Origin of the sequence: Jeotgalicoccus psychrophilus DSM 19085 (assembly GCF_000425845.1) — a bacterium.
Classification (GTDB): Bacteria; Bacillota; Bacilli; order Staphylococcales; family Salinicoccaceae; genus Jeotgalicoccus; species Jeotgalicoccus psychrophilus.
The window spans coordinates 171,239-194,258 of the sequence record NZ_KE384464.1 but is presented as its reverse complement, the minus strand read 5'-3'; the positions used below and the strand labels follow the sequence as shown (position 1 = coordinate 194,258).

The window sequence follows — 23,020 nt, the reverse complement described above, 5'->3', positions numbered from 1 at the left end:
TAATAATTTTATATTCAATTCCATCTTTTTTGGAGGTCATCTTATTATGAAGAAATATGTCATGTCCATCGATCAGGGCACGACGAGTACACGTGCCGTACTCATCGATAAGGAAGGTAAAATTGCCGCTTCAAATCAGCGGGAATTTACGCAGCACTTCCCCCGTTCAGGCTGGGTTGAACATAATGCAAATGAAATATGGAGTTCTGTACTGTCAGTCGTATCCGGAGTAATGATAGAAAACAATATTACACCGGCGGAAATTGATTCAATCGGCATTACAAATCAACGGGAAACTGCAGTTGTCTGGGATAAACATACCGGGCTGCCGATTTATAATGCGATTGTCTGGCAATCCAGGCAGACCGCGGATATTTGTTTTGATTTAAAAGAACAAGGTTATGAAACGCTGTTCAGAGAAAAGACCGGGCTTTTGATTGATCCCTATTTTTCGGGCACTAAAATTAAGTGGATTCTCGACAATGTCGACGGCGCTAAAGAAAAAGCTGACAGCGGCAATCTTTTATTCGGCACAATAGACAGCTGGATTATATGGAAGTTCACTGAAGGTGCTACTCATGTAACGGACTATACAAACGCGAGCCGCACCCTCTTATACAATATATATGATCTCAAATGGGATGAAGAACTTTTATCGATATTAAATATACCTGCTCACATGCTGCCTGAAGTGAAGTCATCCAGTGAAGTTTACGGTTACACGACAAAGTCTCACTTTTTCGGTTATAACATTCCAATTGCCGGTATTGCCGGGGATCAGCAGGCGGCGCTTTTTGGCCAGACGTGCTTCAATGAAGGTGATGCAAAGAACACCTACGGCACCGGCTGTTTCCTGCTCTTGAACACAGGTGAGGAACCGACTTCAAGCAGTAACGGTCTGTTAACTACAATTGCTGTCGGTATTAACGGCAAGGTGAATTATGCATTGGAAGGCTCTATTTTTGTTGCCGGCAGTGCGATTCAATGGCTCCGTGACAGTCTCGAATTTTTCAGCGATTCTAAAACGAGTGAACAGTATGCACTGAAAGTCGACTCGTCGGAAGGGGTTTACGTCGTCCCGGCTTTTACTGGTCTCGGAGCACCCTACTGGGATTCAGAAGCCCGGGGTGCGATGTTCGGACTGAGCCGCGGTGCAACGAAAGCACATATCATCCGGGCTACGCTTGAAGCTGTTGCCTATCAGACGAAAGATGTCCTCGATGCAATGCAGCTGGACGCAGACATTAAAATCGACAGGCTGCGGGTAGACGGCGGTGCTTCTGCCAACAACTTCCTGATGCAGTTTCAGTCGGATATTTTACAGACAAAAGTTGAACGCCCAAAAATATTAGAATCAACTGCGCTTGGTGCTGCTTATCTGTCAGGTCTTGCCACCGGCTTTTTTGAGTCACAGGAAGCACTGCAGGAACTCAGTAAAACAGATTCTACATTTACACCGCTGATGGACATTGGTAAGCGTGAGTCTCTGTACAGCGGATGGCAGAGTGCCGTCCGGGCGACGCAGATGTTCAAACCAGATTAATAAATAAAGTTTTTAAAATACAGGAGGAGAATTATGTTAAACGCACTTACACGCAAACACCAGCTCGATCATATGTCGAAATTTGAATACGATTTACTTATAATTGGCGGCGGAATTACAGGCGCCGGTATTGCCCTCGATGCATCTATGCGGGGTTTGAATGTAGCGCTTGTTGAAATGCAGGATTTCTCCCAGGGTACAAGCAGCAGAAGTACGAAATTAATTCACGGGGGTCTCCGCTATTTAAAACAAATGCAGGTGAATGTTGTTAGGGAAACGGGACGTGAACGTGCCATCGTTTACGAAAATGGTCCGCATGTTACAACACCGGAATGGATGCTTCTGCCATTTCATAAGGGTGGTACATTCGGTGAATTTACTACGAGTGTCGGGCTGAAAGTTTACGATTCACTTGCCCAAGTAGATAAAAATGAACGCAGAAACATGCTCACGAAAAAAGAAGTCATTGAACGTGTGCCAAATATTAAAACTGACGGCCTGCAGGGCGGCGGTCATTATGTTGAATATAAAACAGATGACGCGAGACTGACTGTTGAAGTTATGAAAAAAGCCGCAGGATACGGAGCGGATGCAGTCAACTACGTTAAGGCAGATGGATTTTTATACGACAACGGTACAGTTACCGGTATTATTGCAAAAGATGTTCTCAGAAATGAATCCTATGAAATTAAAAGTAAAGCAGTCGTTAATGCAACCGGCCCGTGGGTCGACGATGTACGCGCAAATGATAAGCTGGGTAAACAGACGAAGAAACATTTAGTTCACACTAAAGGTGTTCATATCGTCTTGAAACAGGAAAATTTCCCCCTGACACAAGCAGTCTACTTCGATACTAAAGAAGATGGACGAATGATCTTTGCCATTCCGCGCGCAGGTAAAACTTATGTCGGAACGACAGATACGTTTTACGGTGAAAACAAAACAAATCCAACAGCTGACGCTGAAGATAAAGCATATCTGATCAATGCCATTAACTTTATGTTCCCAGGATTAAATGCAGATGTGTCGATGATTGAATCATCATGGGCAGGCATTCGTCCGCTCATTCAATCCGGCAGTAAAAATGCATCAGATATTTCACGTAAAGACGAAATCTGGCACAGCACGAGCGGTCTAATTACAATTGCAGGCGGCAAGCTAACAGGTTATCGTCATATGGCAGAGGAAATCGTTGATAATGTTTCCGACTACTTAAAGAAAAATCATAAGATGAATATTAGAAAAGTCTCTACTAAAAACGAACCGGTCTCAGGCGGTGACGTCGGAGGCAGTGTCGGCTATCAAAACTATGTCGATAACATCAGCCGTAAAGCATCAAGCTACGGCCTCAGTCTGGAAGAAGGACATCACCTAGCAATGAAATACGGCAGCAATGTTGAAGCGGTTTATCAATATGCTGGTATCACGAACGACAATAATGAAAAATACGGTTTGCCGAAACCTTTATATGCAGAAGTGATTTACGGCATACTGCATGAAATGGTTATCAAACCGACCGACTTCCTCGTCCGCCGTTCAGGCAAACTTTACTTCGAAATTGAGGATGTGCTGGAATACCGCGACGGAGTTGAACGATTACTTCAGGATACTCTAGGCTACGATGATGAAATCAGAAAAGTATTTTCAAATGAACTCGATGAGGCGATTGAAGATACAAGAAAATAATTATTTAACTTAAAGGAGCGGTCAATTCATTAGAATTGGCTGCTGTTTTATTTTGAATGTTTTCGTCTCTTATATGTTGCTGGATACACATGAGAGACCGTCATGCCAGTCCCGAGGAACCCGGATACATATGAAACCCTGTCATGCCAGTCCTGTATTCAACACAAACAAAAACACGCCTGAAACAAAAGTTTCAGGCGTCTTTTCACATTCTTATTCTATTTCAAATACTAATTCACCCTCGATATAGTCTGCTTTAATGTGCAGTCCTTCTGTTATATCTGTCGCAATGAGTTTTCTTGCGAGTGGTGTTTCGATATGTTTTTGAATAAATCGTTTCAACGGACGAGCACCGAATTGCGGTTCATATGCACTTTCAGCTACCCAATTTTTTACATTATCTGTGACTTCAAGTGACATATGCTGAGCATCGAGACGTCTGTTTAAATCTATAATCAGACGATCGACAATGGCACCCATATTTTTCTGCGTTAACGGGCTGAACATAACGATATCGTCCATCCGGTTAATAATTTCAGGTTTAAAGTGCTTGTGTACTTCGCTCATCACTATATCTTTCGTTTCATCGTTCAGTTCACCGTCTGCAACAACAGTGTCTAAGAGATGCTGAGAACCGATATTTGATGTCATAATGATTATTGTATTTTTAAAGTTGACGCTGCGTCCTTTAGAGTCTGTCAGACGGCCTTCGTCAAGTAGCTGAAGTAAAATATTAAACACATCCGGGTGTGCTTTTTCCACTTCATCCATTAAAATAACCGAATATGGCTGACGACGAACGGCTTCTGTTAATTGCCCGCCCTCTTCGTGACCGACATATCCCGGCGGTGCACCGATCAATCTCGACACTGAATGTTTTTCCATATATTCACTCATGTCGATGCGAATCATATTTTTTTCAGAGTCGAACATCGTTGCAGCGAGTGTCTTCGCAAGTTCTGTCTTTCCGACACCTGTCGGTCCTAAGAACAGGAAGCTGCCGATTGGTCTGTCCGGGTCTTTAATACCCGCACGTGCTCTAATGACTGCATCTGCTACAAGATCAACCGCTTCATCCTGACCGACAACGCGTTCATGAAGTATATCTGAGAGTTTGAGCAGTTTATCTTTCTCAGTCTCGACGAGTTTCGTTACCGGAACTCCCGTCCACTGGCTGACGATAAACCCAATCTCCTCTTCAGTCACAACTTCTCTTATAATACGTCCTCCACCTGCTGATGCTTCCTGCATATCCGCTTCATATTCAGCCAGCTCTTTTTCAAGCTGCGGTAATTTTCCGTGGCGCAGTTCCGCTGCACGTTCAAGTTCGTAATTATTTTCTGCTTCTTCTAATTCCTGACGCGCTTTATCAACTTCGGCACGTTTATCATTAACTCTTTGAATCTGTTCTTTTTCTTTGCCGACTTTATTCTGCAGTGTTTTCTGCTCTTCTTTAATATCTCCGAGCTCGGTCTGCAGTTCTGCCAGGCGGTTTGCCGATACCGTATCCTGTTCACCTTTCAACGCCTGTTCTTCAATTTCAAGCTGCATCACACGGCGGTTAATCTGATCCAGTTCCGTCGGATTAGAACCCATTTCTGTACGGATTGTCGCACTCGCCTGGTCCATCAGGTCAATTGCTTTATCTGGTAAAAAACGGTCTGTAATATAGCGGTCCGAAAGTTCGGCCGCCGCAACGAGTGCACGGTCTGTAATTCTTACACCGTGGTGGACTTCATAGCGTTCTTTCAGTCCGCGTAAAATTGAAATTGTATCTTCAACATCCGGCTCAGGCACCTGAACTTTTTGGAAACGTCTCTCAAGTGCTGAATCTTTCTCAATATATTCACGGTATTCGTTAAGCGTTGTCGCACCGATACAGTGGAGTTCGCCTCTTGCCAGCATCGGTTTCAGCATATTGCCCGCATCCATCGCACCGTCTGTTTTACCGGCACCGACGAGCATATGAATTTCATCGATAAACAGAAGAATTCTGCCATCTGATTCTTTAACTTCTTTTAATACTGCTTTCAGTCTTTCTTCAAACTCGCCTCGGTATTTTGCCCCCGCTACAAGTGATGTTAAATCGAGTTCAAATACTGTTTTGTCGAGCAGACTTTCAGGAACATCCTTACGGACGATGCGCTGTGCAAGCCCTTCGACAATTGCTGTTTTACCTACACCCGGTTCACCGATTAATACCGGGTTATTTTTTCGTTTACGGCTTAAAATACGAATGGTATCACGGATTTCTTCATCGCGGCCGATGACCGGATCCATGTTCCCCTTACGTACCTCTTCTACTAGATCACGCCCGTACTTTTCCAGGGCTTCATATTGATTTTCAGGATTTTGTGACGTCACATGATTTCCCCCTCTGATTTTTTTCACAATTTCTTTAATAATTTCATCTTTATTGCCGACTGCTTCTTTTAATATGCTGTCCTCTTCAAGAGCAGCAAGCAGTATGTGTTCCTGCGAGATAAATGTATCTTCCATCTCTGCCATTTTCTTTTCTGCATTATTATATAATCGCGAAAAGCCGTTCGACATATATACGCCGTATTCAACGCTGTCTCCAGTTACTGCATTATAAGTTTTTAATTTTCTGTCGTATTCTTCAATAATTTCTTCAGTATTAACGTTTGCTCGAGTCAGTATATCGGATGCCATGCTTTCATCTGCTGTCAGCATAGCTTTTAATACTGCCTCCAATTCAATGGACTGCAGTTTCAGCTCAACAGCTTCCTGCTGTGCGCGTTCAATAATGTTTTGTACTTTCAAAGTCATTTTATTAATATCCAATTTACTTCACCTCAGTTAAGTAAAATTAGGTCTAAAAGATGTTTGACCTTTTTTGACCTTAATTTAATTATACGCTTTTTATTCTTTAAATCAAGTAATTAATAGCAATATTGAGCAATTTATCATATATTTAGTGATGGGTATTTAAGGAGGAGTTTTAACGTTGGATATTATCACTATTATTAAATATGTATTTTTAGGACTGCTTCAGGGTATTACCGAACCGATTCCTGTGTCGTCCAGCGGTCACCTGGTAATCGCTCGTGAACTGTTCGGCATCGAAGCACAGGGGCTGTCGTTTGAAATATTTTTAAATACAGCTTCGCTGATTGCAATTCTGATAGTCTATAGAAAAGATATTATCAGTATTATTCAAAACTTATGGAGATTTATTTTTAACGGTGCCAGAGATAACGATGCAGTGACCGATTTTAAGTATACAATCTGTCTTATTATCGCTACTATTCCAGTCGGTGTTGCAGGTTTATTATTAAAAGATGTCATCGGTGAAAATATTTCAATCGGTTTTGTCGGCTTAATGCTGCTCGTTACCGGTCTCGCTCTTTTATTCATTAAAAATAAACGCGGTGTTAAACGAGACGGTGACCTTACAATCAAAGATTCAATTATTGTCGGTATTGCACAGTGTATGGCTCTGACACCGGGTATCAGCCGCAGCGGCGCTTCAATTGTCGGTGCGATTGCTGTCGGATTAAGTCAGAAAAATGCCCTGCGTTTCGCTTTCCTGTTATACATTCCGGTATCTGTCGGTACTGCAATGATTTCGATTGGAGACATTGTTAATGATCCAAACATGAGTACTTTATGGCTGGCATATCTGCTGGCATTTATCGTGACAATTATTGCGACCTACTTTGCAGTTAAATGGCTGCAGAATGTCATGGAACGCGGCAATCTTATTATTTTTGTCTATTACTGTTTTGCACTTGGTACATTTTCAATACTTTATCAGTTTCTCTCTGCATAATAAAAAACCCGCGAAGAAAATTCTTCGCGGGTTTTTCGCTGCTAAAAATAATATTAGCTGACACCTAATGCAATTTTCGCATAGCGTGTCATTTTGTCTTTATCCCATGGCGGGTTCCAGACGATTGCAATTTGTACATCTTTGACTTCAGGCAGTTCTAACAGAGAATGTTCGACCTGTCCCATGATTTGCGGCCCCATAGGGCAGCCCATCGATGTTAAAGTCATTTCTACTCCTGCGTTTCCTTCGTCGTCAAGGTTTACACCATAAACTAAACCAAGGTTTACTATATCTATACCAAGTTCGGGGTCAATAACGTTTTCTAACGCACCGTACATGCTCTCTTCCATTGCTTTATCCAAACTAATCACTCCTAACTGTAGTGTATATATCATAACTATAACAAAAATTATACATTCAATAAATATAAATGCTATTATTAAGTAGAAACATTTTAATTTAAACATAGATAAAGGGAGATTTATATGGACAAGCATTTAATCTGTTTAGATTTAGACGGCACTCTATTAACGGACGAAAAAACAATTACTCCGTATACAAAAGAAGTGCTTACAACACTTAAACAACAAGGGCATGAACTGATGATCTCTACCGGGCGTCCCTACCGGGCAAGTGTTCCATACTATAAAGAATTAAAAATGACGACGCCTGTCGTGAACTTTAACGGCGCATTTGTCCATCATCCGACAGATTTCAGTTTCCAAATGAAACACGAAACGCTGGATCTTGATATTACTAAAGCAATTGCGAGGAAAATACCGGAACTTAATATTAAAAATATTGTTGCAGAAGTTAAAGATAATATATATATACACTATCATGACAGCGTATTGTTCGATGCATTTAAAATGGGAGATCCTAAAATCAGTGTCGGTAATTTATACGACACGATTAATGAAGATGTGACGAGTATTCTCGTACAGGCTGAAGAGTCTGAAATGCCCCATATCCGTCAAACACTCGATGAACTCTTTGCTGAAGTCATTGAACAGCGCCGCTGGGGCGCACCGTATCCGGTCCTTGAAATCATTAAAAAAGGAATTAATAAAGCTGTCGGCGTCGACTATGCCAGAGAGTTTTTAAATATTCCAAGAAGCCGCACTATCGCATTTGGTGATGAAGATAACGATACAGAAATGCTTCAGTATGTTGAACACGGTGTCGCAATGAAGAATGCTATTGACGACATTAAAGGAATATCTAATTACGTTACAAAATCAAACAATAATAATGACGGTATTGGTCATTTCTTAAACGAATTTTTCGACCTGCGTCTGAAACCTTAAGGAGGAATTATAATGAAACTTATAATCGACAGCTGCGCTGATATTTCTATAGAGAAAGCACGTGAATTAAATGCTGAAGTTCAGCCTTTATCAATCCAGATAGGCGACGTCAGCTACGTTGATCAAATTGAAATTACAAGCGAAGAAGTTATCCAGGCAATTAAAGACGGCAAGCGTCCAATGACAAGTCAGCCGAATCCGGAGAGTTTTGCTAAAATTTTCAAAAAATATGCAGAACAGAATGAAAGTATTATATATCTCGGTTTATCAAGCGCTTTATCCGGAACATACCAGAGTGCAGTGATTGCCCGAGATACGGTACATGAGGAGTATCCTGATGCTGATATAACATTAATTGACACATCAGCAGTCAGCTATGGCCTTGGTCTTATCGTTGAACGTGCGGCCGGCTATATAGCACAAGGTGACGATAAAGATGCAGTTATCTCAAAAGTTGAGACAGATATTTCACAAATCAGACACCTGTTTACTGTGAACGACTTAAACTATTTAGCTGAAGGCGGGCGTTTATCGAAAGGTTCAGCCTTCTTAGGCGGACTGTTAAACATTAAACCGCTGCTGCACGTTGAAGATGGGAAATTAGTTCCCCTCGAAAAACACAGAGGTCTTAAAAAAGTGTTTAAACGCATGACTGAACTCGCAGTTAAAGAAGGTGCCTCCGGCACAGGACATATCGTTCATGCTGACGCTGAGCAACTTGCGAATGATTTGAAGAAACAGCTGCTGGACAACACTGCAATTGAGTCGATTAATATTTCCGGCATCGGACCGACAATCAGTTCACATACAGGCGATGGCACTATCGCATTGTTTTACTTTAAAGACGTTAAATAGTAATGACTAAAGTTATAGTGGTTGGAGGTGTCGCAGGCGGTGCCACTGCTGCATCCCAGCTGCGCCGGTTAAACCCGGAAATTGAAATCGTCATTTATGAACGCTACCGCGATGTCAGTTACGGATCATGCGGTATGCCTTATTACATCGGCGGAGAAGTCGAAAAATGGGATAGTCTGGTAAACATGACTCCGGAGAAATTTAAAGACAAAGATATCTTTGTGAAAACGGAACATGAAGTCATCGCTGTTAATTCTGCAGATAATACTGTCACTGTGCTTGATAAAATAAATAAGCAAGAATTTACCGATTCATATGATTACCTTATTTTATCTCCAGGCGGTTCACCGAAAAAGCTATCTTCTGTAAAAGGCTCAGAACAGGTATTTTCGCTTCATAAGCTGGAAGATCTGGACTATATAATGTCTTATATAGAAGATAATAAAATTAAAGAAGCAGTGCTCGTAGGATCCGGATACATCGGTCTTGAAGTTACCGAGAACTTAACTGACAAAGGCATTCACGTTACGATTCTGCAGCATGATGAACAGATATATAAAAACATTGAAGCGGATATGAACGGCGTACTCTATGAAGCAATGACCGAACACGGTGTTACACTGAAGTTAAATACGGAAATCGACAGTATTGAAGGTAAAAAAGCAGTATTAACAAACGGTGAAACGATTGATGCACCACTTATTATTACTGGCGTCGGCATTACACCGAATACAGTATTTTTAGAGAGTTCAAACGTCATTTTAAACGATGGACTTATTCCTATTAATAAAAACGGTCAGACAAATATTGATAATATATATGCTCTCGGTGATGCGACTGTCACGCATTATCAGCATGTACCTGAGCTGACAATGCAGGCAGCACTGGCATGGCCGGCGCACAGACTTGCACATATTATTGCCAACCAGATTGCCGGGGACAAGTCGATTACACATGAAGGATTTCTCGGAACAAACATCGTTAAATTTTTCGACTATCATATTGCGATATTCGGTTTATCTGAAAAAGAAGTGGCGGACATTCCTCACTTTGTTGTCGATCAGAAACAGAAAAATAAATCCGGCTACATGAACGATGCAGCACCGATACATGTGCGCGTATACGTCTCAAAAGAGAGCGGAATTATATTAAGAGCTGCAGTCGTCGGAACCGGAGGTGTCGATAAACGCATTGACGTATTATCGGCACACACCAGACTCGGCGGCACAGCATACGATCTGATCAATATTGAAGTTGGCTATTCACCACCTTTCTCCAGTCCGAAAGACGTTATTAATATGGTAGGCTATAAAGCGATTGAGAAAGCCAAGGAAAAATAAGTTGAAGGAAGCCGAATTCATTGCTGATGAATTCGGCTTTTTTTGTGCTGCTTGCAAGCTAAATTGTCTTCCTCTGCCTATGAGAGGCTGTTGCGGGCAAGGGAGCACCATTCATCCTAAAACAAAAAAATCGCACTCCCCATTAAAAGAAGTACGATTCACAATCTATTGCTTACTTATTATTCTTTTCCTGTTCTCTTTGTGCTTTATATTTTCTGCTGCGTCTTGCTGCAACCCAGATAAATATCGCAAACAGTCCAAAGATTAATAATGCTGAGTATAAGTAGCCATTGTTAAAGCCGGCTTCTTCAATGACTGAATACAGTTCTGTTTCTTCTCTATCAAGTACAGCGATATATTCTCCGTCATGAGGACGGATCATATCTCCGATAAGCATTCCGCTGTATACTTTACCTTCTTCTTCAGCTGACTGCTCAAATGTAATAGATTCTGTTTCAGCCGTATTATTTACATTCAATATATAATCAACGTCATCTGTGTAATATTTAACTACATAGTGTCCGTCTTCGTTCAGAATTGTTTCAGTTTCTGATTCCGGTGCCTGCATAATCGCGTGGTTTCTATATACTACTGCGATGTTCTCAAGATACTCAATAACTTCCTTATCACTTCTAAAGTCCATTTGCGGGTGAATTTCCGGATAGCTGCTGCCGTTAAATGCAACTTCTGTACCGTATGTCATCGCACTCGGTCCCTGATAAGCGTATAAGTAGTTCCCGAGCTGCTGCACTCTTGTACCCGGGAACATATTCTGTTCTGCCGCGTGGTAAGTAAAACGTTCAGAGAACCAGTGGTCTGCCATAATCATCTGTTCATCTTCAGGGAATTCAGGAAGCTCCTGATTAATTCCGCCGTATGTTTGTGCTAAATCTGCTCTGAATTCTTCCGTTGCTATCGTATCGAAGCCTTCAGCAGTTAACCCTTCTGTCGATAAAATTCCGTAAGTATCGATATCTTCAGGTAAAAATTCTTCAGCATTAAGCCCATCCTGATTGATAAACATGCTGATACCGTCTACATCGTAAGTATCGATAAAGTTCTGAACCATTGCACGGTATGTTTCCTGATTATCCGCGTTGTTAAGATCGATTATTTCTCTGTCGATATCTGCGTAGTAATCTGTCTGAATTTCGTTAAATACCGGTGCTTCTAATGCTGTATAATCATCAGTTGCAACAGCCGGCATATCAACAATAACTTTTAAATCAAATTCATGCGCTTCATCAATTACCTTCTCGAAATCTTCCGGACTGCCGTAAGATTGTGCGAGCGCGCCGTAATCCGTCACATCATAGCCGAGATAATCATCTTCGGCGCGCTCCATTACCGGTGACAGCATAATCGTATTAAAGCCCATATCCTTAACATACTCAAGATAAGGTACAATGCCGTCAAAGTCACCGCCAAAAGGATAATAAGGGTCGCCGTCCGGAGTAACTCCGACATCATTGCCTGTATTATTATTTAAAAAACGGTCGACAGTAATCATATAAACTCTGTCATATGTATTCTCTTCAGCTGATACTGCGTTACTGCTTACAAACAGCACTGTCAGAATCATGCTCACAAGCGTTAAAATTCTCTTCATAATTTTATCCTACCTTTTATTCGTATAATTATAAGTATACTAAACTTCAGTTCAATAGTTTCTGGTTTCACTAATTGTTCATAAATTTTATTTTAACACGGAATCAAAATTTAATAACTTAAAGATAAAAATACCGGTCCGTTAAATTTTAACAGACCGGCATTTTAATTAATCATTCAGTTTAGAAACTAAGCATACCTAGTGGCAGCATTGCTCCCATAATTACTGTTGCAACGATAGCGATAAGACAAATAACTAAAAGTACCGTCGCTTTTGCAGAATTTTTCTTAAGTCTTACGATAGCCATTTCCATAAATCCAATTGAAAGAATTCCAAGCAGTGCTTTTATGCCGTACTGCATATGTGACCCTGCATTGCTGATGCCTTCCATATTGCCGACGTAAACCATGATTCCGCTGAATAATACAAGCAGATAGAACACTCTTAACACCATATGCATAATAAATGCCGGTTTGTTTTCAGCAGTATTGTTCTTTTTGTACATAAAGTAAACTGCAATAAACAAAATGAACGAAACAATAATTGCCGTTAAGTGTAAATGTAACATAGTCTGATTCCCCCTCTACATTAATGATTCCTGTAGTAGTATATCATGGAATGTTTACTCTATGTGTGTCGTTAATGTTCCAATTCCATCGATTGAAACACGTACTGTGTCCCCTGATTTTAAGAATCCTGTAGGATTCATTCCGGCACCGACACCAGCTGGTGTACCTGTTGCGATAACGTCTCCTGGCTGAAGCGTCATATATTTAGACAGTTCTGCAACCAGTTCATCGATTTTTCTTACCATTAACGACGTACTGCCGTCCTGACGGATTTCATCGTTAACTTTAGTCACAATTGTCGTATCCTGCGGATTTGGAATTTCATCCTTAGTTACAATATAAGGTCCCATCGGTGTTGCCATACTTTTCGATAAGAATGCCTGTTTGTGTGATTTCTGTAATTCTCTCGCTGAAATGTCATTGACGATTGTGTAGCCGTAAATATAATCGAAAGCCATTGAACTGTCTATGTTTTTTGCTTCTTTCCCGATAACAACACCGAGTTCCCCTTCATAGTCCAGCTGCTCAGTCATAGCTGTGAATGAAGATATTGTATCTTCATCTCCGACCAGGCTTGAATTTGCTTTTGTGAACACATACAGCTCAACTTCACTTTTCATTTCTTCAGTATGAGCTTTGAAGTTACGGCCAAAACCGATTGTATTATTCGGCGGTTTAACCGGCGCTAAAATATTAATGTTTTCAAATGGCGCTTTGTACTTATCAGCATTATCAGATGCTTCTGCACTTTCAACAAGCTTTCTGACAAGTTCCTGAAAATCCAATGTGTGGTACTCAGTAATGCCTTCCAGTAATGTTCTCGGATAATCCTTAACATCACTGAAATCCTGGAATAAGAGCGGAATAATCCATGCACTATCCTCACGTTTTACTTTGACACCATAATAATTCTTTTCTTCAAATTCAAAAGTTAAAAATTTCATTGGACAATCTCCTTTGTTTTCTTTCATACAGTATAACAAACATTATTTAATTATTCTTGTTTCATTTTCTCATTTATCAGAAAAGTTCGTTCTAATGCGGGAATATTATATTTAGCCAGCACATTCGACACAATAAGCAGCAGAATATAAAGTGCTGCGACGATAAGCAGCAGCATCTGTACGGAGATCTGACCGTACATCGCCATGCCGAAACCGTAAAATATAAACATCATCAGAATATTAAATACTATATATGAAGTTAATCCGTATCTACCCAAATTATAGAACAGGTTAAACACCGGTTTTGGAATGATATCAGCAAGATACAGGAAGATCATAAAGTAGCCGATCGCTGTTACCGGACCGCCGAATCCTTCACCCAATGTCTCTCCTGCAGTTGTTCCGAGAGAAAGCACCTGCAGAAGCTTTGTTGCAATGCCTCCGGCTAAGAGCACCATAATAATTCCGCCGCTGATATACGGACTGTCTTTAATGAATCCTGAAAAACCCAGCTCTCTTAATGCGATACCGAGTAAGATTGAAGGTAAGATGATAAAGACCGCGCTGTAAAGGGAATCCGTACCGTGCCCTGTCAGTATATCTACGTTCATATTGATAATCGCAAGGTAGTCTGTGCTTCTGTACGTACTGATAAATTCATTGACCCGCTGAATACCGGAATACATATGCTGAATATTAGAATTCAGCCCTGTAATAATTTCCAGCACCACATTAAACATTAAATGGAGTGTGTATAACACCAGCGATGCCGCCAGCGTTATTATCCAGTGGCGGCCGACAAAAATCAGGCCGATAAATCCCATAAGAATTATAAACGGCATCGCATCAAAACCGAAAATAAGCACTGCATTTAAAAGTAATATTACGAGTGCGGTGCCAAGCACTTTGGCCAGATGTTTTTTACCGGTATAGCCGTACTGGCTGAGCATATAGCCAATAATAATACTGATCAGCGGTAATGCTGAACCGCCCGTAATAATATCAGCAATATTAAAAACGTTCAGGTCCCGGCCGAAGAAATATTCGAACGGGTTAAGTTCATTAAGCGGCATCATAAAATATAGGCCGCTGTATATAAATAGCAGTATCAGCGATATTCCGCCAATAAAATAAATATGTCTGTTTGAATCATTCAACTGGAATCGCCCCATAATCAAAAAAGTAAAGCACGGCAGTTACCGGCTTGCCAAGTGAGACATGCGCTGATTTTGTATATATGTCCATCTGCGTGCTGTATCTGTCAGCCAGCTGTTCACCTGTTAAATTCGTTCCCGCTACACGGTCTGTCTTGTAGTCAATAATAGTATAGTGATCATCATACTCTAACAGACAGTCGATAATCCCCTGGACAATCTGTTCAGGGTGTTCTGCATAACCGATTGCCTCCTGGCTCATTATAAATGGCAATTCAGTATATATGCCCTGCTGTTTATTTAAAAGATCATTCATCGTACTGTCGTTAAAGAAGCGTGCAGCATTTTCTTTCATTTTTTTAATATGCACTGTGCTTAACAGCTCGTAGTTCTCACTGTAATTATCGATGAGTGTTTCTATATATGCAGTTTTCGCATTGTCATCCATCAGGCTGAGCGTCTGCCACTGATGCATAATATGCATCATCATTTCGTGCATAATCGTCCCGAAAATCGGTGCTTCAAGAGAATCCGCCAGGAAATTCGGTTCCCTTAAATTCACTTCGCTTGTATGATTAATGTACTCAGCACCGTCAGGAATTGTTTCATTCCTCCGTTTAATGGACGTGACCGATTCCTTCGTCGTTACTTCAGTATCACCAGTATTCGGATATGTGTAAAATAACCTCTCACGAACTTCAGGCATAATATCCGCGTTCAGTGCATCGATATCTTCGAGACTCGTATACTCTATTCGTTCATTTTCGGCAGCAGCTGACAATTCCGCTTCCTTCACTTCGATATACGGAACATCAGATTGCATTAATACCGGAGCTAAAAAGTCCATTGCCGAGCGAAGCTCCGCACGCGTTTCAAAAGAAGGTTTTTCCATGCGGCTGAAATCGTATTTGTAGGCCGCTTCACCTTTAAACATCAGCGGCAGATATAATTTCTCCTCGGCCCTTGTCAGAGCAACGTATATCAGTCTTAATTCTTCACTCAGCTGTTCGATATTCAGAAAATCATTTGCGGTAAAGCCGTGAATACTCTCATAGTGATAATTTAATTCAGCATTAAAATTATTAAATACAATACCGAGCTTTGGATGCACGTATACACGCGTCACTTTAGTCAGCGTATAGTTCTGTTTCAAGTCCGCGTATATTACATGTTTAAACTCCAGCCCTTTAGAACTGTGAATCGTCATTACGCGTACTGCATCATCTGTATTTTCAAGCGAACCTTCTTCTCCGAAATCTTTGCCTTCTGAAATTAAAAAATCAATATAGCTGATAAACTGATATAAACTCGTATTGTTCATCGACTGAAATTCGAGGGCTCTGTCAATCAGCCCGTTCAGATTTGCGCGTCTTGCAGAACCGCCAGGCAAACCGCTGAAGAACTCCAGAATATTGAGCTCAAAATATATTTCAGAGATGAGTTCCGGCACGCTTAAATATTTCGCATGCAGCTTCAGCTCTTTAAATGTGCCGACAAACTCCTCTATTTTTCTTAATATAAATTCATCACCGTTATATTCTGTCAGTGCTTCATATAAATATTTTTCTTCTGAAGCAATCCGAATCAGCGAGATTTCTTCTTCACTGAAACCAAACATGGGCAGACGCATCACTCCGGCTAAGTGGTCATCCTGCAGCGGATTGTCTATCAGCGATAAAATACTCCGCATCGTTAAAATCTCAAAGGTTTCAAAATATCCTTTGTTGACGTCGATACTAATAGGAATATCTGCTTTCTGGAATTCATGGCGCATAACGTCAGGTGCGAAACGGTTTCTGTTTAAAATAACGATATCCTGATACCCCGCACCTTTTTTGTAGAGTTCCTGCACCAATTTAACAATCTGTTTAATTTCTAGTTCATCTGCTTCCGCCGATTTTAAAGTCTTATCGTAAATTACCGGCAGCACTTCTACTGTCGATTCCGGCTCTGCCGTCTCGATGCCTTTAATTAACTTTTCTTCATCTGTATAATCAATTTCACCAAGTTCTTTATCCATAATATTTTCAAAAATTAAGTTTGTCGCGTCGAGTATTTCAGAACGCGAACGGAAGTTTCGGTTAAGCTGTATCAGCGTGCCGCTGTCCGGTTCATTAAACCGTTCGCTTTTATCGATAAACAAATCTGGTGCTGCCTGTCTGAAGCGGTAAATTGACTGCTTCACGTCACCTACCATAAACAAGTTGCCATCGTCTTCCCCGCCGGATTTCAGCAGCTGGATAATTGCTTCCTGCACGCGGTTAACATCCTGATACTCATCGATCATAATTTCTTTAAATTGTTCTTTATAACGGTTCGCAATTTCAGATTCGTTGGCAGTTAAAATACCGAGCGCGTAATGTTCGTAGTCATTAAAATCCATCTCATTAGACGATTGTTTATCTTTTCTGTACGCTTCAATCACATCTGACACAATGCTGATTAATTGATTGTTCATGCCGTTCAGCGGTGCAAGTTCTGCTTTTACATCATCCTGTGTATACTGTTTTAAATTGCTGAGCTCCTGATACAGAGCGTTCGCCGGTTTATTAAAGCGTTCGTTTAATTCATTGCCGTATGCTGTAGCACTTTTAATAAAAGCATTTGCCCCTGTAACCAGTTTTGCCGGCGGCAATTTGAAATACCCTTCATTGTTGAAGCTCTCGAGCGCCTGCAGTACGTATTTGTGCATGACAGCAAGTTTTTCATATGCATCATCAATCGGTTTCTCTTTTAATTCTTCATCACGTTCTGCACTATCGTATTCCGCTCTAAGCGTATACAGATCCTGGTCCAGTTTCTTTAATTTCCGTTCTATAACCGCTTTATAGCCATTCAGTATAGCTGTAAGTTTATCTTCAGAAATATACTGATCGATTATATTATTTAAAAATCCGCCCGGATCCTTTGTTGCTATAGCGACGTGATACAGCTGTGTTACAAGTTTATGAAGCTCGCTGTTATCCTTATTACTCGTGACAAACTGATCGAGTTTTAAAAAGTCGTCATCGGCAGTAACGTAAAATTGTTCCAATACATTGCTGATAATATTCTGCAGCCGGATTTCAGCCTCGACCTGGCCGAGTGTACGCATGTCCGGCGGCAGACCAACCGCATTATAATGTGTCTGAATCAAATACAGACAAAAACTGTGCAGTGTGGATATATGCGCATCGTTCAGTTTAATAATCTCTTCATTCAAACGGGGGTCCGGCGTAGTATTATAAGTCTCACGGAGTGCACGTTCGATTTTATCTTTCATATCTTTTGCACTCTTATTCGTAAACGTCGATACGAATACTTCATCGATAGAATAATTCCCATCGATTATATTCTGCTTAATACGTTCTACGAGCACGGCTGTTTTACCCGAACCCGCCGCTGCGGATACTAATACATCCGATCCTTTAGTCTTGATTGCCTCTTCTTGTGCAGCAGTAAATTTAACCATCGTGCACCTCACTTTCAAATGCCTCTATATCTTCGTCCGAAATACGGTTCGTCCGGTAATCTTCTGCATTTATTAATTTATCGATATGGCATGCCGCCTTAAAATCACAGAATTGACATGGCAGACCGCCATTCGTATCAATCGGATTAGCAAGCGTATTGCCGTCGTAAATTTCATCTGTAGCTGTTTTAAATTTCCCCATCACGTAGTCGGAATAATGCTTGAACATTTCTGACGACAGCACACGTTTTTTCGAATGGCTGTTAAAAGTGCCGTCTTTTTTCTCCTGCAGCGGGAAATATTCATTAATATATTCAGTATCTGTAATTAAATTTTCCAGCCCTCTGTTGCCGTCGATATTTAACGTATTATCGTCTGCTACGAACAGCCCTTTCGGTTTCAGCGCACTTTGGCGTTCTTTCTGTGCCTGAGTTTCGTCTTCGGCTTTAACCTTCGGTTCGTTAACATGATAAAACAGCATCGAGTTCGGTATAATTTCTCCGTCCAGCAATCCTTCTGCTTTCTTCATCAGCACGTACATATACGTAATAATCTGCAATTCGACACCGTTAAGCACATCTGACTTTCTTAAATCTCTTGCGCTCGACTTGTAGTCGATAATATTTACGTAAACTTTGCCGTCGTTTTTATAGGTATCCACCCTGTCAATTTTACCGCGCAGAATGATTTTTTTACCGTTCGGGCTTGCCAGAACAAGCTCGCCGAGTTCATCATTTTTTTTACCGAATACCGTTTCAATCAGGGTCATCTTATAGTTGCCGAGTGTTTCGATATCTTTCATAAAGAGCAGTGTCGTCGTAATTGCCTGCACTGCTTTCTCCTTCAGTGATAAATAATATTCGGACCGTTCAAAAATACCGTAGCTGATCGTTCTGAGAACAGTTTCCACTGCATTTTTCACCGTACTCTTGATTTTGTCATCATCATGTTCGAGCGTCATATTTAAATCGTGAGCGACTTTTTCCAGTGCATTATGGTACAAGTTACCAATTTCAAGCGGCCTTACCGTATAGTTCTGTCTGACGTTGAGTTTCAGACCGTAATTTGAAAAATGCTGGAAATTACAGTTGAAATACGACTGAAAACGCGACACACTTGCTTTCATTTCTCCGCCGTATAACTGTTCTGCCGTAGCATTGTTAATTTTACGTGCTTTATTATCATAGGTCAGATTTCGTCTCAAACGTTTAATAACGGCCTGTCTGTCACCTGTTTTTAATAACTGATAGACAGAAATAAAATGCCTGTACTGGGGCACACTGCTTAAATCCTGCAGATATTCTTTATCCGTCGACATGAGCTGGCGGAGTTTAAAATGCTCCAGTGCTTCCATACTGCGTATACTCGAAATCAGCCGGATTGAGCTTTTCACATCATAATGTGCAGTTTTGCGGTAGGTGTAATTCAGCACATTTTCCGTTTCTCCTGGTAAAAATTCCGCAACGAACGGACTGATTTTTGTCGCTTCTTTATTTTGCAGCGTTGATGACCAGCTGATGAACAGCTCATCTGTCGGACGTGTCACACCGAGGTAAAAGACGAAGCGCTCATCCTGGGCGAGCGTTCGCGCGCTCGGTGATAACGTGATTCCCCGATTGCTCAAAATAAGTTTCTCTTCATCGGTCACTATCGTTGTGCTGCGGGATTCCTGGGGCATCACATTGTAGTTCATACCCACTATAAATATATACTTTTTATTTTCCACTTTAGCGAGATCCATCAGTCCGATTATCACCTGATCAATTGTTGCAGGTCTTGTATTAAAAGTCGCTGATTTTAAGCCGTCAATAAACGTTTCATAGAATAGTGAAAAGTCTGTTTCTTCATTTTTAAAAACAGTATAGCTGTCGTCTAAGAGACGGATAAATAAATTATATGACTGTTCAGTTTCGTTTCTGAGTCTCACATCTGTTTCTTCCAGCTCATGAATTTCATCTTCCAGTTTAATTAAAATTCCATTATCGACGATAAAGTTATAAATGGCTGATACGTAATCTTTAACCGTGCTGCCTTCTTTTAATGCATTGAAAAATGTTTTCAGCTGTCCGAGTTTATTGTTTTTATAATCAATCATCTCACTCAGCGATTCCGTATTATCAATCCGGTCAATCGTACCTTCTGCATCCAAACGGTATTCAATTGAAAAGCGCTCATCATCGAACAATTCATATCCTGTCAGTCCGCGCTCGATAATAATATTTTCAAGGTGAGCGAGCAGCTGATCATCGTTCCCGTTATTTAAGTATCCGGTTTTAAGAACATTTAAAAATGATGAACTCTGAAAACGGCTCTTATAACATTCAAGGAGTGCAATAATGAGCTGTGTGAACGGGTTGCAGTCCATAGAGTGCTCAGCATCCATATGATAGGAAATATTGAACCGCTTAAATGTCGTTTTTATATGTTCCTCATAGCTCGAATCACGGTATAAAATACCGATATCGGAATATTTCGCACCTTTTTCGCGGACAAGCGTCTCAATATTACGGGCAACCTCAATAACTTCTTCCTGCACCGACGGCGATTCTGTAATCGTGATGCCATCGTAGTTTGTCATTTTTTTACCTGTTGTAATGAATTTTTCAAGCTGCGAGAGGCCGGTACGTTTTGCACGGAGAAATTCATCATCAAAGTGACGGAATTCTACGTAATGCTCACCGAACAGTTCCTGCAGTCTTGTAACTACCGCTTCAGTTTTTCTGAACAGCAGTATATCTCTTTGCGCCTGTTCGCTGCCTTCAGACTTGCTGTGAGTTAAGAGCAGATTAACTTCTTTTACCTTGCCTTCAAGAGCATAAATTAAATCGAATTCACTTTCAGTGAAGTTGTGAAAACCGTCGATATAAATTACTGCATTTTTTAATGTACGAATGTTCTTTTTACGGTTTATGTCATCTATAAAATTTTGAATCATATTTAAATCTTCAATATTATATTCCGTAATACGTTCTGACCACATAGAATATATTTTATTTAAATCTTCATATTTTTCTGTCGTTCTGCCTCTCTCAAACTCCATATCAAAAAGCTGTTCAGGCTGGACGTTATATGCTCTGAATTCTGTAATCTGCTCCAGCACTTTCTCAGAAAATTTTATGTAGCCGCCGGATGTATGATAATAATTTAAAACTTCTTTCATATCATTCATCAGTTTGTGCATGAACATTACATGTCCCGCTTCAGACAGTGATTCTTTTTCAGGCTGCCCGAGCTCATTGTAAACGTGCCACATCAGTCTGGTAAAACTGAACACACTCGTCCGCATACTGCCGGTAACAAAACCATTTTTTGGCTGGGTAATGAGCTGTTCATAACTCAATGTATTTTGCGTCGGTGTAACGATATATATATTAGAACCGAGCGGTGAATCTTTTGTCAGCGCTTCAATTTCATTAAACATGGTGCTTGTTTTACCGGTACCGCTCGTGCCTGTCCATAATGTGATTCCCATACAATATGCCCCCTGACTTGAATAAAGGAGATATTAGATTCCCTAATATCTCCTTTTAGTAATATTTATAATTAAAAATCAATAGCTACTTCATTCAGCGGCCAGAATCTGAGCTGAACTTCACCGATAATAGAATCCTCGGTGATTAAACCAAAGTCTCTTGAGTCTCTGCTGACCGGACGGTTATCTCCGAGTACCAGATAATGACCTTCCGGGATTACTCCGTCTTCAACACCCATATCGCTCAGTGTGAAATTGTCCATATAGGATTCACCCTGGTGGGTGACATAATCTTCCTGCAGCGGTTCACCATTTAAATATACAGTACGGTCTACCATCTCTACATTATCACCAGGCACACCAATTACACGTTTAACGTAAGCTGAGTCTTCATTTGAATTAAAGACGATTACATCGTCCTGTTCAACATCAGTCAGGTCGTATATAAATTTATTTACTACTACTCTGTCGCCATCTTCTAATGTCGGATCCATGCTTAGCCCATCGACTGAAAATGAGACAAAGAGAAACATTCGTATGACAGCAATTACCACAATTGTAATTAAGATTGCTACAGCCCATTCGCGAATTTCTTTTGCCAATTATGACACCTCTTATTTATTCATTTTTCTTTCCAGATATTTCTGATACCATTTTGAAAGCAGATATAACAGTACTAAAAATACCAGCGAGAGTATAAGTTTTAACGGTGAGTCAAAAAATGAAGTTATGTCATAACCGACAAGTGTCATCGATAATATCATAATAAATTTTGACGCTAATAATATATATAAGTATACATGTCTTCTTATATTAGATAAAGCTGTGATAACATTTACGACTGATGACGGTGTAAACGGCAGTGACAGTAATATGAATAAAAATGTAAATCCCCGTTCATCGATAAACTTCAGCATTTTGTTAAGCTTGTCGTGCTTTTCTATATATCTTTGTGCCGGATGCCTGAATAAATTGCGGACAATTAAAAACACTAAATAGCTGCCCGCCACACTGGCGGTGTAACTCACGAGGAAACCGACAATAATACCGTATGAGTTAATATTTAAAATAACAATTACGACAAGCGGTAAAAACGGCAGGAACGCTTCGATAAACACGAGCAGAAATCCTACGATAAAACCTAAGTCTTCAAATTTTTGAAATAGCGTCTCTATCCCCTGTTCAGTCGTCAAAAGTTCGATTAATTCGTTCAAGTGTTTTCCCTCACTGTAAAAATACTAAAAGACTATATTTGTAATATAGTCTTTTAGTATAGATTATCAAATTATTTTCATTT

General features: G+C 40.5%; 16 protein-coding genes. 6 read left to right on the top strand and 10 right to left on the bottom strand.

All coding sequences use genetic code 11. The features are described 5' to 3' along the window. The first annotated feature begins 46 nt into the window (after window positions 1-46). Both glpK and H625_RS13685 read left to right on the top strand, forming a co-directional pair. The gene (gene glpK / locus H625_RS13690) at window positions 47-1,543 is read left to right on the top strand and encodes a glycerol kinase GlpK (protein WP_026860008.1); all 1,497 of its coding nucleotides are present in this window, start codon (window positions 47-49) and stop codon (window positions 1,541-1,543) included. Window positions 1,544-1,573: 30 nt separating this feature from the next. After that, complete coding sequence (locus tag H625_RS13685; RefSeq protein WP_026860007.1) at window positions 1,574-3,229, top strand: glycerol-3-phosphate dehydrogenase/oxidase; 1,656 nt, start codon at window positions 1,574-1,576, stop codon at window positions 3,227-3,229. Between the two features lie 213 nt (window positions 3,230-3,442). Here H625_RS13685 and clpB read toward each other — a convergent pair whose 3' ends face one another. Beyond that, window positions 3,443-6,034, bottom strand: coding sequence for an ATP-dependent chaperone ClpB (gene clpB / locus H625_RS0111265; protein WP_026860006.1), 2,592 nt, complete (start codon window positions 6,032-6,034; stop codon window positions 3,443-3,445). Between the two features lie 163 nt (window positions 6,035-6,197). On the opposite strand from clpB, the gene H625_RS0111260 reads away from it, so the two are divergent. Beyond that, window positions 6,198-7,022, top strand: a complete 825-nt coding sequence (locus H625_RS0111260) for an undecaprenyl-diphosphate phosphatase (RefSeq protein ID WP_026860005.1) — start codon at window positions 6,198-6,200, stop codon at window positions 7,020-7,022. A 53-nt stretch (window positions 7,023-7,075) separates the two neighbouring features. On the opposite strand, the gene H625_RS0111255 is transcribed toward H625_RS0111260, so the two are convergent. Next, window positions 7,076-7,372, bottom strand: coding sequence for a metal-sulfur cluster assembly factor (locus tag H625_RS0111255; protein ID WP_213810032.1), 297 nt, complete (start codon window positions 7,370-7,372; stop codon window positions 7,076-7,078). 135 nt (window positions 7,373-7,507) lie between these two features. On the opposite strand from H625_RS0111255, the gene H625_RS0111250 reads away from it, so the two are divergent. Genes H625_RS0111250 through H625_RS0111240 form a run of 3 tightly spaced genes read left to right on the top strand, consistent with a single transcriptional unit; the run spans window position 7,508 to window position 10,524 of the window. Then, on the top strand, window positions 7,508-8,329 hold the full coding sequence (locus tag H625_RS0111250) for a Cof-type HAD-IIB family hydrolase (protein ID WP_026860003.1): 822 nt from the start codon (window positions 7,508-7,510) through the stop codon (window positions 8,327-8,329). A gap of 12 nt (window positions 8,330-8,341) precedes the next feature. Next, complete coding sequence (locus tag H625_RS0111245) at window positions 8,342-9,184, top strand: DegV family protein (RefSeq protein ID WP_051239077.1); 843 nt, start codon at window positions 8,342-8,344, stop codon at window positions 9,182-9,184. 2 nt (window positions 9,185-9,186) lie between these two features. After that, window positions 9,187-10,524, top strand: coding sequence for a CoA-disulfide reductase (locus H625_RS0111240; RefSeq protein WP_026860001.1), 1,338 nt, complete (start codon window positions 9,187-9,189; stop codon window positions 10,522-10,524). A 172-nt stretch (window positions 10,525-10,696) separates the two neighbouring features. Here H625_RS0111240 and H625_RS0111235 read toward each other — a convergent pair whose 3' ends face one another. The 8 genes from H625_RS0111235 to H625_RS0111200 all read right to left on the bottom strand — a co-directional run bounded on the left by H625_RS0111235 (window position 10,697) and on the right by H625_RS0111200 (window position 22,937). After that, window positions 10,697-12,133 carry an alpha-amylase family glycosyl hydrolase gene (locus H625_RS0111235; protein ID WP_026860000.1) on the bottom strand — a complete coding sequence of 479 codons (1,437 nt, stop codon included), beginning with the start codon at window positions 12,131-12,133 and terminating at the stop codon, window positions 10,697-10,699. A 181-nt stretch (window positions 12,134-12,314) separates the two neighbouring features. Next, window positions 12,315-12,701, bottom strand: coding sequence for a DUF1516 family protein (locus tag H625_RS0111230; protein WP_026859999.1), 387 nt, complete (start codon window positions 12,699-12,701; stop codon window positions 12,315-12,317). A gap of 54 nt (window positions 12,702-12,755) precedes the next feature. Further along, complete coding sequence (locus H625_RS0111225; RefSeq protein WP_026859998.1) at window positions 12,756-13,646, bottom strand: fumarylacetoacetate hydrolase family protein; 891 nt, start codon at window positions 13,644-13,646, stop codon at window positions 12,756-12,758. 50 nt (window positions 13,647-13,696) lie between these two features. Next, on the bottom strand, window positions 13,697-14,803 hold the full coding sequence (locus tag H625_RS0111220; protein ID WP_026859997.1) for a DUF418 domain-containing protein: 1,107 nt from the start codon (window positions 14,801-14,803) through the stop codon (window positions 13,697-13,699). Beyond that, window positions 14,796-18,251: a helicase-exonuclease AddAB subunit AddA gene (gene addA / locus H625_RS0111215; RefSeq protein ID WP_026859996.1), complete on the bottom strand. Its 3,456-nt coding sequence runs from the start codon at window positions 18,249-18,251 to the stop codon at window positions 14,796-14,798. The genes H625_RS0111220 and addA overlap by 8 nt, the downstream gene beginning before the upstream one ends. Next, complete coding sequence (locus H625_RS0111210) at window positions 18,244-21,723, bottom strand: PD-(D/E)XK nuclease family protein (RefSeq protein WP_026859995.1); 3,480 nt, start codon at window positions 21,721-21,723, stop codon at window positions 18,244-18,246. Before H625_RS0111210 ends, addA begins: the two co-directional genes overlap by 8 nt. 71 nt (window positions 21,724-21,794) lie before the next feature. Beyond that, entirely contained in the window at window positions 21,795-22,325 is a 531-nt protein-coding gene (gene lepB, locus H625_RS0111205) for a signal peptidase I (protein ID WP_026859994.1), read from the bottom strand. A gap of 12 nt (window positions 22,326-22,337) precedes the next feature. Further along, window positions 22,338-22,937 carry a TVP38/TMEM64 family protein gene (locus H625_RS0111200; RefSeq protein ID WP_026859993.1) on the bottom strand — a complete coding sequence of 200 codons (600 nt, stop codon included), beginning with the start codon at window positions 22,935-22,937 and terminating at the stop codon, window positions 22,338-22,340. Window positions 22,938-23,020 lie beyond the last annotated feature (83 nt).